This is a genomic window from Xanthomonas translucens pv. cerealis (assembly GCF_006838285.1).
Classification (GTDB): domain Bacteria; phylum Pseudomonadota; class Gammaproteobacteria; order Xanthomonadales; family Xanthomonadaceae; genus Xanthomonas_A; species Xanthomonas_A cerealis.
Map to the genome: position 1 here is coordinate 3901031 of NZ_CP038228.1, position 12035 is coordinate 3913065.

Below are 12035 nucleotides of genomic sequence, written 5' to 3' on the forward strand. Positions count from 1 at the left end.
TTGCGGCCCCACATGCATGCGGGAGCGGTTTTCCTCTCAGTTCAATGAACGTTGTGGGAGTCGCTCCCACAAAATAGCGGCGCCATCTCAAGCGAAGCTGCGCCGCGGCGTCGATCCGGATGAGGTCACTACCGCGACCGCTTGCCAATGCGCGGAAACACGGCGTGGTCGTCTGTTCGCATCCGCCGGCTCAGAACGTCCCGCGCTGCACGAACGGCACCTGCTGGTAAAAGCGTCGTTCGCCGCCGCGCGGGTCGTGCGCCAGGCCGCTGTCGGCGTCGAACAACATGGTCTCGCGCCGGGCCAGCGAATACGGTTCCCAGCGCGGCAACCCGGCGTGGTTGGGATCGCCATGGCGGGCGAAGGCGGACAGCGCTTCGCTCATCGCATCGGCCACGCGCTGGGCGTCGGCGCCCTCGCCGGTGCGCGAACCGGGCTGGCGAATGTTGTCGAACACCAGCGGGATGTCCAGGCTGTGGAACGCGCCGAACTTGCTGCCGTCCAGCGGCGAACCCCAGTCCAGCTGGTAGGCCCAGGTCGGCGCGCCCTGCCGCGCGCGCCTCGGCCTCCTCGATCGCGCCGCGCCACGAGCGCCCGGCGCTGGTCGCGGCGAAGAACACCTCGCTCGGCGTGTAGTGCGGATACAGCCGCCGGTATTCGACGATCACCACCTGCGGCAGCAGATCCACGAATTGCTTTTGCTCCAGTCTGGCCGGTAGCGTGTCCCAGCTCAGCGCGAAGTTGGCCGGATCGTTGTCGAGGAAGGCGCGGGTCTCGTCATGGGTGTTGCCGATCGCTATCGGATCTTCGCCGACTGCGGCGGCGCGTCCGGCCAGAACGGATGCCGGTGCAGCACCTGCGCATCCAGTACCGGGCCCAGGTAAAGGGAGGTGTTCTCCACCCGCGACGGATCGCCCGTGCGCGTGGCCTTGAGCAGGCGTTGCATCGGCAGCGTGCGCAGCGCTGCCAGCTGCAGGGCCTGCAGCAGCGCCTGCGCACGCTGCGTGGCCACGCGCGGCCCGGCGGCGGTGAGCTGCTGGGCGCTCGTGGCCACGCGCGGTTGAACAGATCCTATGCGGCCGGCATCGCCATCAGCGCGGCGATCTTGGCGCCGCCACCGGATTGGCCGAACACGGTGACGTTACCGACATCGCCGCCGAACTCGGCCGCGTTCGCACGCACCCAGTGCAGCGCCTGTACCAGGTCGGGCTGGCCGACGTTGCCGGAAGACGCGAACTCGGCGCCGCCGAGCTGCGCCAGGTACAGGTAGCCGAAGGCGTTGAGGCGATGGTTGACGCTGATCACCACCACGTCGCTGCGCCGGCACCTGGTCCCTGCGCTGGCTGCTGCTGGCCGGCCTGCTCGCCGTCAGCGCGCTGGCCGCGGCGGCCGAGTGGAAGCGCGGCATCGAACACCAGCGCATCGCCGACCAAGGCGACGGCAGCTTCCTCAACCCGGTGCTGGCCGGCGACCAACCCGATCTGTCGGTGCTCAAGGACGACGACGACCTCACCCTGTCCTCGTTCGACACCTACCCCGGCCTGCCGATCTGGCACTCGCGCGATCTGGTCGACTGGCAGCCGTTGGCGCATGCCATCAGCGAGAACGTCGGCGCGATCTGGGCGCCGGACCTGGTCTAGCACGGCACGCGCTACTCCATCTATTTTCCGGCGCGGCGCGGCGAGCAGGGCCAGCGCAGCAACTTCGTGGTCTGGGCCGACGCCATCACCGGTCCGTGGAGCGCGCCGATCGACATCGGCCCGGGCAAGTACATCGATTCCGGCTCGATCCACGCGCCGTGGCGCAACGCGCCGAACAATCCGATCACCCGCACCACGAGCGTGGCCGAGCCGTGGTGGTCGCGCGGCCATGCGACCCTGGTCGAAGGCAGCGACGGGCGGCTCTATCACGGCTACGAGAACGGCTACTGGACGCTGGGCCGGCAGGCGCTGCTGGATCCGATCGAGTGGACCGCCGATGGCTGGTTCGTGGCCAAGGGCGGTGATCTCGGCACGCCGCTGAAAAAACCCAGCGGGTAGGCGCTGGCGCACGGGCTGGCGTTGTCGGACGATTGCCGCAGCGGCCGGCTCGGCCCGCAGTGGGCGTTCTTCCACCCGGGCCGCGACGAGGACCGGCGGCTGTCGTTCGGCGACGGCACGCTGAGCGTGCAGGGCAAGGGCCGCGCGCCGCTGACTGTGATCGCCAGCGACCAGGCCTACCAGTTCGAAGTGGAAATGGAAATCGAACCCGGCGCGCAGGGCGGCGCGCTGCTGTTTTACAGCGAGCGCCTGTACGCCGGGGTGGGCAGCAACGGCGAGGCGTTCGTCGTGCCCCGCTACGGCGAGGAGCGCCCGGCGCAGCTGGCACCCAGCGCCAAGGGCGGCCGCCTGTGGCTGCGGGTCCGCAACGACCGCCACATCGTCACCTTCCACAGCAGCCGCGACGGCAAGACGTGGACCAAGTACCCGGTGCAGATGGAAGTGTCCGGCTATCACCACAACGTCGCGGGCACGTTCGTGGCATTGAAGCCGGCGCTGTACGCGGCCGCAAATGGAAAAGTGCATTTCCGTCGATTCCGCTACCACGCCCTGGAGTGAACATGACCACCGGTAGAATCGGTCCCCTTACGTCCGGTTTTCCGTCCATGGCGCCGCGCAATCCCCTTTCCGCCGATGTCCACGCCTCCGTCCACGGCAAGGCGGCGACGATCAACGACATCGCGCGCCTGTCCGGGGTCTCGAAGAAAACGGTGTCGCGGATCATCAACAACTCGCCGCTGGTGCGCAAGGACACGCGCGAGAAGGTCGAGGCGCTGATGCGCGAAGTCGGCTACGCGCCGGATCCGCTGGCGCGCGGGCTGGCGTTCCGGCGTTCGTTCCTGATCGGCATGGTCTACGACAACCCGACCGCGCAGTACATCGTGGACATGCAGTACGGCGCGCTGGACGCGCTGCGCGGTTCCAGCTTCGAACTGGTGGTGCATCCGTGCGACAGCCGCAGCCCTGGCTACATCGAGGGTGTACGCCGCTTCGTGCAGCAGCAGAAATTGCACGGCGTGATCCTGGTGCCGCGCGCCTCGGAAGACCAGGCGCTGGCCGACATGCTCGCCGGCATCGGCGTGCGCTACACCCGCATCGCCTCGCTGCCGCTGGACGCCACCTCGCAGATGGTGGTCACCCACGACCGCGACGGCGCCGCCGAGGCTGCCGACTACCTGCTGTCGCTGGGCCACCGCGAGATCGCGCTGATCACCGGTCACAGCGCCTACCGCTCCGCGCACGAGCGCACCGCCGGCTTCATCGACGCGCTGACCCGGCGCGGCATCGAACTGCCGCCGCAGCGCATCGTCGAGGCCGGCTACACCTTCGAATCCGGCGTGGCCGCGGCCGAGAAACTGCTGCTCGGCAAGCAGCGCCCGAGCGCGATCTTCACCGGTAACGACGAGATGGCCGCCGGCGTGTACAAGGTCGCCTTGCGCGCCGGCATCAACATCCCGCGCCAGCTGTCGATCATCGGCTACGACGACAGCCCGCTGGCCTCGCGCCTGTGGCCGTCGCTCACCTCGGTGCGCCGCCACACCCGCGACACCGGCCGCACCGCCGCGGCGATGCTGATCCAGCCCGAAGGCACGCCGACCCTGGCGATCGCCAGCGTGCGCCCGCACTTGATCGTGCGCGACTCCTGCCAGCGGCCGGAAGACTGATCCGAGGCGAGCGTCGGCCTGCCGGCCTGCGCGCCGGCCATCGCTTGCCGCCGGCCGCGCGCGCAAGGCCCGCTCGCTGGGCCAGCTTCGCAAATGCGTCCAAGATGTTCGCCCTGCCGCCGCTGCGGTGAAGACCGCTGCCGACAATGGACGTCGCCGATGGCCGTACGGACCAGGCAAGGCGCCGTGACCGATCCATGGCGCCGTTCCGCTGGCGGCTGCGACGTACCCAGCCCGCTGGTTGCAATCGGCTACAGCGGCGTTGCGCGCAAGCGCCGGCGCTTGCACACATTGGAGTTGCGTATGTTCCCCAAACTCAGTGGCAGCGCGCCGTCTGTCGCCCCGGCAGTAGCGCCGGCACCCACACAGCAGGCATCCACGCAACACGGCGATCGCGATGCGCGGCCCGCCGATGCCACCGGTTCGGGCCTGCCCGACGGATTGCGCCGGTCTCGCCCGAACCGGACCAGCCCCGCATCGGCATCTGCATCGGCCGCACCCAGCGCGGCGCTAGGCAGCAACGACCTCGCGCTTGCCGCGTATCTGCTGGCGCGCGACATCGATGGGCGCGGGGTGCCGACGCCGGAGGTGGATCGCCTGCGCAAGGCCAACGAGAGTGTCGGCAACACCCGGCAGTTGCTGGAGTTCGGGCGGGGAAATGTCGCCACCGATCTGCGCGAAACCGGCAACGACAACGGCTTGCGGACGAAAGCCGCGCGCCAGCTCAAGAAAGAGTTCGACATGCGCGGTGGCGGGCAGTTCGTCGAGTATGCCGAACAAATGGCCCACTCGGCTGCAGCGGCCACGGTCTTTGGTTCGGGCAATTGCGGCGAATATACGAGCATCACAAGCATCCGCCACAGCAGCAGGCTGGAGGCCCAGGAAACGGTGCATCGCGTCATGAGCACCAACCATCTCTGGGCAGAGGCGCGCGTGCCTGCCGACGATGGCAGCGGCGCAAGCACGATCGTGATGGACGCGTGGGCCAAGGGCCCCGCGGTGCTGGCACCCGATTCGCGGTTCGCCGCCAGGCGCGAGGAGGTGCACAGCACCGTGCAATTAGATCCGGTCACCGGACGCACGGCCCGCATCGCCGCCAACGATCTCATTCTGGAGATGCGGGCCAAGGGGCCGGCCGAAGTGGAGCGGCGGATTCGCCAGGGCGCGACCTGCACCGAACGCGTTGCCGCGGGCATCAATCATGCGCTGCTGCCGTTGGGCATCGGCGGCTATTGGCCCGAACAGCATGTGCTCAACGACGCCTTTGCCGAGCGCGTCCGCGCACGCCTCGCCTCTCCGGTCAGTACCGACCTGCTCGCCCGGGCCGAACGGATCGCCGCGGCGTTCGGTGTCGCCGGCACCGAGCGCAAAGCTCAGGCGCAACAGATCATTGCCGCGACCCAGGCGCTGGTGGCGCTGCGCTGAGCGACCCGCCTGACGGCGTTCACCTTGGTGCCTTCCGACGCACCGCGCACGCCTGCCACGCACTCCCGGCGCTGCGGGCGACTGGCGACCTCGCCAGGCCGCCCCATCCGGCGGTTCGAGTACTGCGCAATGCCACCGGGTCAGCGTGGACGGCAGCGCCTACGCGCTGGGACCGAAGGACGGGCTGTACGTGGCGATGGTCAGCAGCGAGGTCGGCGTCGCCCCCGACGACGCGGCCAACCAGGCCCGGTTCTATCTGGCCTCGACCCCGGCGCATGCGCGCTTCGAGACCAGGCAACTGTCGATCAAGGACGCGGTGGCCCTGGAGACCTGCAACGCGCGCACCATCTGCAGTACATCGTGCCGGCCACCTGCCAGTCCTCGCAGCTGCTGCTGAGCCTGACCGTGCTCGAAGCCGGGCAGCGTCTGGAACACCATGCCGCCGCATCTGCACGACCGCCGAAGCGAGGTCTATTTCTACTTCGACCTGGGCGCCAACGAGCGCGTCTACCACTTCACGGGCGAATCCGCGTGCCCTCGTACACCGCCAGCAAATCCGGCATCGCCGGCATCACCCACCTGCTGGGCGGCGCTACAGCCGGCGCTGAAGGCGCAGCTGCGCCGCGACATCGATTGCGGGATGGCGGCTGTCAGTGCGGCGGCGCCCCGCCGCCGCGTTCGCCGGTCGCGCAATCTCATTGCACCAGCAACAGCCCTTCCTGCAGTGGATAGTTCCGCTCGGGACAGGCGATGTGCATGCTGTCCACCACATAGAAACGCTGCCCCAGCTTTTGCTCCTGGTGCACGACGTAGGTCAGCGTGCCGCGCGGAGCGTACAGTTTGGCGACGATGCCTTGTTGCACCAGCAGCCGCTTCAGCTCCTTGGCGAAATTGCCGGCAATGGAGTTGGTCTGGCTCTGCGCACCCACCTGGCAGGCCATCAGCGCGATCTCCTCGAACGACTCCTTGGCCAGCCCCTTGCTCAGCAATTGCTGCAGGAACGTGGCGGGGCTGAGTCCGGCGAACACGTCGACGTTGCCGTGCGAGTTGACCACAAGGCGCTTGCCGCGCGCCTTGTTGCCGGGCGCCAGCGCGGTGGCGCTGAGCATGCTGAGCGCGTGGGATTCGGTTTCGCCGAAATGCGCCTGCAGCGCCTTCAGCTTGGCGCCGCGTTGATCGGCTTGATCGCCGTCCAGGCCGACATAGATGAGCATGATGGTGGTCCTCTCGACGCGCAGGGCCGCCCGCAGCTGCGGGTCGGGAGCGACCGGAATGCCGTGGTGACCGCGCCGTGGTCGACCGATGCCGCTCGCGATGCAGCGTGGCCCTGGCGCCGGCGCTGCGCGATCGGGTCCAGGCCCGATTTGCCGGCGGCAGACTCCTGAGCGCTGGTCGGCGCGCAGCCTCGATCCGCGTGCCGGCCGGGCGGGGCTACACGTCGCCGTCGCGGCTCCAGCCCTCGCCGCTGCCGCGCTGGTACACGCGGTCCCCGGCCTGCACGTCGCCGGCGGCGATGTGCGCCTGGCCGCTCAGTTGCGCATAGAGCGGAGTGAAGTCCGGCGCGGTCGCCTGCATCAGCTGCTCGAAGCTGTCGATGACGAAGTAGGTCTTCTGGTAGCTGTCGATGCGGTAGCGGGTGCGCATGAGCCGCGCCAGGTCGAAGCCGATGCGGTTGGGTGCGGCCGATTCCAGCGCGTACAGCGACTCGCCCTTGGACGAGACGATGCCAGCGCCGAAGATGCGCAGGCCGTCGGCGCTGGCGATCAGTCCGAATTCCACCGTGTACCAGTACAGGCGGGTGAGGTTCTGCAGCGCGTCGGGGCCGATGCCGTGCGCCTTCACCCCGCCGCGGCCATAGGCCTGCATGTAGTCGGCGAACAGCGGGTTCATCAGCAGCGGCACGTGGCCGAACAGGTCGTGGAACAGGTCCGGCTCGGCGATGTAGTCGATCTGCTCGGGGCGGCGGATCCACCAGGTCACCGGGAAGCGGCGGTTGGCCAGGTGATCGAAGAAATCCAGTTCCGGAAGCAGGCCTTCGACCCCGACCAGGGTCCAGCCGGTGGTGGCGCCCAGCACTTCGTTGAGCTGCTCGAAGCGCGGAATCGCCTGCGGACGCATGCCCATCGCGTCCTGCGCCTGCAGGAATTCGTCGCAGGCGCGGCCGACCAGCAGTTCGCGCTGGCGCTGGTACAGCGTGCCCCAGGTGGCGTGGTCGTCGGCGCTGTAGCGGTCCCACGGCTGCGCGACCACGGCGGTGGTGTAGACCGGCACATAGCCCTTGTCGGTCTGCTGGTGTTCGACGCGGCGCGGTGCGGTGTCCATGGGCGGCGGCTCCGGAGGGAATACCGACGATGGTAGGCGCCAGGCCGCGCAATGGGCTTGCAAAGTTGCGCGATTCCAGCCATTGCGCGCAATATTGTTGCAATAAATCCATGTCGCAGAGCAATAAATGACCGAATCGGCCGTGTTCGACCGCACCGACCTGCGCCTGCTGGCCTTGTTGCAGCGTCAGGGCCGGGCCAGCAATGCGGAGCTTGCCGCGCAGGTGAACCTGTCGCCGTCGGCCTGCCTGCGCCGGGTGCAGCGGCTGGAGGCCGACGGCGTGGTGGCCGGCTATGCGGCCCGGCTGGTGCCCGGCGCGATCGGCCTGGGCCTGCAGGCGTTCGTGCGCGTGCAGCTGGAAAAGCACGGGCAGAGCGGCATCGCCCATTTCGCCGACAGCGTGCAGGGCTGGGACGAGGTCGTCGCCTGCCATGCGCTGACCGGCGACATGGACTACCTCTTGCACGTCTACGTGCGCGACCTGGCCCATTTCTCCGCGTTCCTGCTGGACAAGCTGCTCAACGCCGCCGGCGTGGCCGACGTCAACTCCAGCTTCGTGCTGCGCACGGTCAAGGACTTCACCGGGCTGCCGCTGCCGCGCGGCTGAAAGGGCGTCCGGGCGAGTCGCCACATTCTCGCGGCCACGGCAGCAATTGCGACTTCGACCGCATGCTCCGCGACCGCTTGGCCACAGCAGCGGCGCCACGGTTGCTGTCATTGCCGTACAGATCGCCTACGTGCCTATCGCCTCAATGCGAATGGCCGGGCTATGGACGCTCGGCTGTTCCCTTCTCCCAGCGGGAGAAGGTGCCCCGAAGGGGCGGCTGAGGGTACGGGCGAAGCCTTATGCACCCAACTCAACGAGTCGCTGCGCGCCGGACCCTCACCCCAACCCCTCTCCCGGTGGGAGAGGGGCTATGTACGGCGCGGCTGCTACTCTCTCCTGATGCGTCGCCCCGGCTCACTCTTGCTTCTTGCACGGATCGCCGCGGCCGATCAGGCGGCCCAGGCGCGAACGCGGTTCGCATGGCGCAGGCGCCGGTTGCGCGGCCTCGACAGCGGCGGCCGCGCGCTGTTGCTGCAGTTGCGTCAGCTTGGCCTTGATCTGCGGCATCGCCGCCAACGCGGCTTTCTCGCCTTCCAGGATGGCGGCGTTGCGCTGGGCGAAATCGGCCGCGCCGATGTCGTCGACCTTGGGCCGGATCACGATGTCCGCGCGCGCCAGCTCCTGCTGGCCCAGGCGCTGGCCCATGATCGCGATCGACTGGTTGACGATGCCGAGCATGCCGGCCGGGTTCTGGCCGCTGGCCTTGCTGGAGATGTCCACCGCGACCACGAAGTCGGCGCCGAGCTGGCGCGCGGCGTCCACCGGCACCGGGCTGACCACGCCGCCGTCCACATAATGGAACTTGCCGATGGTGACCGGTTCGAACACGCCGGGGATGCTGCTGGAGGCGCGCACCGCCTGCCCGGCATTGCCGCGCACGAACACGGTGCGCTCGCCGTCTTCCAGGCGCGTTGACACCGCGGCGAACGGCTTGGCGAGCTTTTCGATCGGGCGGTTCTTGAGTTGGGCGTTGACGTACTCCTGCAGCGCCTGGCCCTGCACCAAGCCGCCGGAGAACAGGCGCATGTCGCGGATGCTGGTCTCGTCCAGCGCCACCGCGGCCTGCTGCATCTGGAACGCGTCCATGCCGCTGGCGTACAGCGCGCCGACCACGCTGCCGGCGCTGGTGCCGGACACCACGACCGGTTCCAGCCCGTTGGCCTGCAGCATCTTGATCACGCCGATATGGGCGAAGCCCTTGGCCGCGCCGCCGCCCAGGGCGATGCCGATGCGCAGCGGCTTGGCCGCGGCGGTCGGCCCCGGCCGCACCACCACCGCTGCCGGCGTTGCCGGCTTGGGCTCGCCGCCGCACGCCGCGAGCAGGCCGAACAGGGACAGGGACAGGAGCAGGCGCGGGGAACGGAAGGCGGGCATGGGTGCGGCGTCGTGGAAGGAGAGGGCGGAGCCGGCGCGAGCATACCGGGATCGGCCTGCACCGCCCACGACCGGAGGTCATGCCGTCGGCCTGCCCCGGCGCGTCACCGGTGGCGGGTGACGGCGCCGCCGCCGCGTGCGGCGATCCGCGCGGCCTGCGCATATCGCCATGGGTGCAACGGAAGTCGCAGCGTCTTTGGCTCCCGATTCTGCGAGGCGCTTCGCGCCGTACCCTCACCCCAATCCCTCTCTGCCACAGGGACTTCCTGCGGTCGCCGAGGGGAGAGGGGTTAACGCGCTGCCTCAGAAGGTGTTGTCGCCGTCCAGCATCCTGCCCAGGCCGCCGAGCACCGAGCCTTCGCCGCGGTTCTGCCCGCCGCCCTGCGGCGCGGCGGCGAACATGCGCCCGGCCAGGCGCGAGAACGGCAGCGACTGCAGCCATACCTTGCCCGGGCCGGTCAGCGTGGCCAGGAACATGCCTTCGCCGCCGAAGAACATGCTCTTGATGCCGCTGACCGCGCGCACGTCCATGTCCACCGTGGAATGGAACGCGACCACGCAGCCGGTATCCACGTCCAGGCGTTCGCCGGCGGCCAGCTCGCGCTCGACCACGCAGCCGCCGGCATGCACGAACACCCAGCCGTCGCCTTCCAGCTTCTGCATGATGAAGCCCTCGCCGCCGAACAGGCCGGTCATGATCTTGCGCTGGAAGTGGATGCCCAGCGACACGCCGCGCGCGCCGGCCAGGAAGCTGTCCTTCTGGCAGATCAGGCGGCCGCCGTGCTGGTCCAGCTTCATCGCCAGCACCGTGCCGGGATACGGCGCGGCGAAGGCGACCTTGGCCTTGCCCTGGCCCTGGTGGGTGAACACGGTGGTGAACAGGCTTTCGCCGGTGACCAGGCGCTTGCCGGCCGAGAACAGCTTGCCCATCAGCCCGCCGCCCTGGCCGGAGCCGTCGCCGAACACGGTGTCCATCTGCACCGCGGCGTCCTTGAACATCAGCGCGCCGGCCTCGGCGACCGCGCTCTCGCCCGGGTCCAGCTCGATCTCCACGAACTGCATCTCGTGGCCGACGATGCGGAAGTCGATGTCGTCGGCGCTGCCGCCGGGCGGGGGCGGCAGGCCCGGCGGCAGGCCGGCCGCGCTCGCGCCGCGCAGCGCGTCGATCTGGTTGGCCGGCGTCCAGCCGCTCTGGCCCTGGCGCCAGGCCATGGCGGCGGGGTTGTTGCGGGCGAAGGCGATGGCGTCGGCGTCCTCGAACGGGCCGGAGCGGGTCTGCTCGCTGCCGGTCAGGAAATACCACTGGGTCATGGCTGCAGGTCCTTGGCGGAAATCTGCGCCGAGTCTAGCCCGCCGCCCCGGTCGGCTCGCATCTGCCCAAAGGCATGGGCGGCGGCGGCCCGGCGCGAAGTCGGAGACGGCAGTTTCAGCCCCGACGGGTCGGACAGTCCGGCGTCGGAGCTGAAGCCTCTCCCACACCTTACGCTTGTCCTTGCGCGAGGTGCCGATGTCGCGTGACGCCGGCAGCGATTCGCCGGCGTCACGCTTCTGCGGCGGCTATTGCCTTGCTTACAGCGCGCTCGCCGGCCGGGCCTGCAGGGTCTTGGTTTCCGCGGCGCAATCCTTGGCCGGCGCCAGGCCCTGCGCGCGGGCGGCGGCGATTTCCTTGTGCGCCCCTTCCAGGTCGGCGCGGAACTGCGGGTTGTCCTGCAGTTTGGCGACCGTGGCCGCGGCGACGATGCGGCTGGCCAGCACGTCGCTCTGCCAGTGCACGTTGCAGACCATGCGGCTCTCGCCGTAGCTGCGGCCGCGCGCCATCAGCGCATCGGTGCGGGCCGGGTCGGCCTCGCTGAGCACCTGCGCCCAGGCCCAGCCGATGGAGGTGTGGCCGGACGGGTAGGAACCGTTCGGGCGCAGCCCGGCTTCGTCGGCCGGCGTGCAGCTGGCCAGGCCGTTATCCATGAACGGGCGCGGCACGTGGTAGTAGGCCTTGGCCTTCTCCGCAGCGTCGCCGGCGTCCTGGGCTACGCGCTGCAGCAACCGGTACAGGTGAGGGGTGTGCGCGACGCTGACCTGGATGCCGAGCGGGCAGCTGAAGTGGTTGGCTGCGCCGGGGAAATGCAGTTCGGCGTCCTGCGCCGCCTGCGCGAAGCGCGGACTGCCGCGCATCGCCAGCGCTTCCTTGTTCACCGCCTCGTCCAGCGCGCGTCCGGGCGAGCCCTTGGCCGGCGGCGGCGGCACCAGCAGCAGGCTGTCGGGCAGCTGCGCCGGGGTCAGGTAGCCGCTGGTCTTGGCCTCGGCCATCGGCTTGGACGCGGCGGCGGCAGGCGGCTTGGCCTGCAGCAGGGCCGGCGCGGCGATCGCGCCGGTCAGGGCCAGGCCGAGGCCGGCCAACAGGGGGAAGCGGGAGGAGCGACGCAGCATGGCGGGAATCCATTGCGGGGGAAGCCGACCATCAAAAGGCACAAATGTGACAGTAGGTAGCGCCGTCGCGATCGCCGTACAGCTGGCGTCAGGCAATGCACTGGCGTTTGGCGGCGGCGACGTCAGTCTGGTGCGGAACGCGGCGCGACCCGGCGTGCGGTTGCGGCACCATAGCGCGTC

General features: G+C 69.5%; 8 protein-coding genes and 4 pseudogenes. 6 read left to right on the forward strand and 6 right to left on the reverse strand.

The genetic code is table 11. The features are described from left to right. Positions 1-190: 190 nt before the first annotated feature. Positions 191-1326: pseudogene (locus E4A48_RS17250) on the reverse strand (carboxylesterase family protein); the annotation flags it as partial. A gap of 8 nt (positions 1327-1334) precedes the next feature. On the opposite strand from E4A48_RS17250, the pseudogene E4A48_RS17255 reads away from it, so the two are divergent. The 5 genes and pseudogenes from E4A48_RS17255 to E4A48_RS21650 all read left to right on the forward strand — a co-directional run. Beyond that, positions 1335-2597 (forward strand): annotated as a pseudogene (locus tag E4A48_RS17255) (family 43 glycosylhydrolase). A 47-nt stretch (positions 2598-2644) separates the two neighbouring features. Continuing rightward, complete coding sequence (locus E4A48_RS17260) at positions 2645-3703, forward strand: LacI family DNA-binding transcriptional regulator (RefSeq protein WP_142743199.1); 1059 nt, start codon at positions 2645-2647, stop codon at positions 3701-3703. 186 nt (positions 3704-3889) lie between these two features. Further along, the gene (locus E4A48_RS17265; RefSeq protein ID WP_260607984.1) at positions 3890-5128 is read left to right on the forward strand and encodes a type III effector HopX1; all 1239 of its coding nucleotides are present in this window, start codon (positions 3890-3892) and stop codon (positions 5126-5128) included. A 139-nt stretch (positions 5129-5267) separates the two neighbouring features. After that, positions 5268-5669, forward strand: a pseudogene (locus tag E4A48_RS17270) (5-deoxy-glucuronate isomerase); the annotation flags it as partial. Further along, a pseudogene (locus tag E4A48_RS21650) lies at positions 5636-5713 on the forward strand (2-deoxy-D-gluconate 3-dehydrogenase); the annotation flags it as partial. The pseudogenes E4A48_RS17270 and E4A48_RS21650, both read left to right, overlap by 34 nt. 110 nt (positions 5714-5823) lie before the next feature. Here the strand turns inward: E4A48_RS21650 and E4A48_RS17275 are convergent. Beyond that, on the reverse strand, positions 5824-6342 hold the full coding sequence (locus tag E4A48_RS17275) for a hypothetical protein (RefSeq protein WP_142742852.1): 519 nt from the start codon (positions 6340-6342) through the stop codon (positions 5824-5826). A 217-nt stretch (positions 6343-6559) separates the two neighbouring features. Next, complete coding sequence (phhA, locus tag E4A48_RS17280; protein ID WP_039004803.1) at positions 6560-7450, reverse strand: phenylalanine 4-monooxygenase; 891 nt, start codon at positions 7448-7450, stop codon at positions 6560-6562. A gap of 127 nt (positions 7451-7577) precedes the next feature. Between phhA and E4A48_RS17285 the strand changes: the two genes are divergently transcribed. Further along, complete coding sequence (locus E4A48_RS17285) at positions 7578-8057, forward strand: Lrp/AsnC family transcriptional regulator (protein WP_003476835.1); 480 nt, start codon at positions 7578-7580, stop codon at positions 8055-8057. A gap of 354 nt (positions 8058-8411) precedes the next feature. On the opposite strand, the gene E4A48_RS17290 is transcribed toward E4A48_RS17285, so the two are convergent. From E4A48_RS17290 to E4A48_RS17300, 3 genes are all read right to left on the reverse strand, one after another. Beyond that, positions 8412-9431, reverse strand: coding sequence for a patatin-like phospholipase family protein (locus E4A48_RS17290; protein WP_039004804.1), 1020 nt, complete (start codon positions 9429-9431; stop codon positions 8412-8414). A gap of 303 nt (positions 9432-9734) precedes the next feature. Next, a complete protein-coding gene (locus E4A48_RS17295; protein WP_039004805.1) occupies positions 9735-10742 on the reverse strand; it encodes a TIGR00266 family protein in 1008 nt (335 codons plus the stop codon). Positions 10743-11000: 258 nt separating this feature from the next. After that, positions 11001-11855: an acid phosphatase gene (locus E4A48_RS17300; protein ID WP_039004806.1), complete on the reverse strand. Its 855-nt coding sequence runs from the start codon at positions 11853-11855 to the stop codon at positions 11001-11003. Between the last annotated feature and the right edge of the window lie 180 nt (positions 11856-12035).

Bases quoted from the DNA above. Each gene is read 5' to 3' on its own strand.
- E4A48_RS17260 (WP_142743199.1), top strand. From the start codon at position 2,645: ATGGCGCCGCGCAATCCCCTTTCCGCCGATGTCCACGCCTCCGTCCAC.
- E4A48_RS17275 (WP_142742852.1), bottom strand. From the start codon at position 6,342: ATGCTCATCTATGTCGGCCTGGACGGCGATCAAGCCGATCAACGCGGC.
- phhA (WP_039004803.1), bottom strand. From the start codon at position 7,450: ATGGACACCGCACCGCGCCGCGTCGAACACCAGCAGACCGACAAGGGC.
- E4A48_RS17285 (WP_003476835.1), top strand. From the start codon at position 7,578: ATGACCGAATCGGCCGTGTTCGACCGCACCGACCTGCGCCTGCTGGCC.
- E4A48_RS17290 (WP_039004804.1), bottom strand. From the start codon at position 9,431: ATGCCCGCCTTCCGTTCCCCGCGCCTGCTCCTGTCCCTGTCCCTGTTC.
- E4A48_RS17295 (WP_039004805.1), bottom strand. From the start codon at position 10,742: ATGACCCAGTGGTATTTCCTGACCGGCAGCGAGCAGACCCGCTCCGGC.
- E4A48_RS17300 (WP_039004806.1), bottom strand. From the start codon at position 11,855: ATGCTGCGTCGCTCCTCCCGCTTCCCCCTGTTGGCCGGCCTCGGCCTG.